The 714-nt window shown below is 63.2% G+C and carries 1 protein-coding gene; it reads left to right on the forward strand.

Annotated elements, in window-relative coordinates; translation table 11 throughout:
* The coding region (locus OXG98_06930; GenBank protein ID MCY3771737.1) for a (2Fe-2S)-binding protein at nucleotides 1-714 on the forward strand (714 nt) is incomplete at both ends.

Raw genomic sequence — 714 nt, forward strand, 5'->3', positions numbered from 1 at the left:
TGAGGGAGCCCTGGTTGTTCCTCTCGATGCCCAGCGCCGTCCCTTTCCGCATGCCAGCCGTTTTATTCCGTGCGACCTGATTTGTCTTTCGACCGACCGGACCCCGACGGCCGCTCTGGTGGCGCAGAGCGGGGGCGAACTCGGCTATGACGAAGCGCTGGGGCAGACGGTTCCGCAGCAGCTTCCTTCGCAGGTGTTGTGTGCGGGAGACGTGACCGGCATTCATCATTTGCCGGCGACGCTCGTCCAAGGACGCCTGGCCGGGCTCCGGGCCGCCCACAGTCTGCGCGCCTCAGAAACGTCTGCCGCTTCTTCTCTCCAGACTTTGCAACACGAGTGCGAGACCCTGGAGCAGGAGTATCGGCGGCACTATGAGCCCTACCCGCATCTCAGCCACGCCTGGACCGACAAAAAGCAGTTTGTGTGTGTCTGCGAAGATATTACCCATAAGGACCTGGCTCAGGGAGTCGCCGAGGGCTTTGACGAGGTCGAAACCCTCAAACGCTACAGCACGTTTTCAATGGGGCCGTGTCAGGGTCGCATGTGTGCGACTTCGTCAGCACGGATCTGTGCCCGATACGCTGGCGCTGAGCTGGCAACGCGGACGACCACGGCCCGTCCGCCCGTGACGCCGGTTCCCCTCGGCGTGCTGGCCGGACGTGGGCATCAGCCGGAAAAACATACCCCTCTGCACCAGCGCCATATCGCGCTTGG

It is taken from the genome of Gemmatimonadota bacterium (genome assembly GCA_026706345.1).
Lineage (GTDB): Bacteria > JAAXHH01 > JAAXHH01 > JAAXHH01 > JAAXHH01 > JAAXHH01.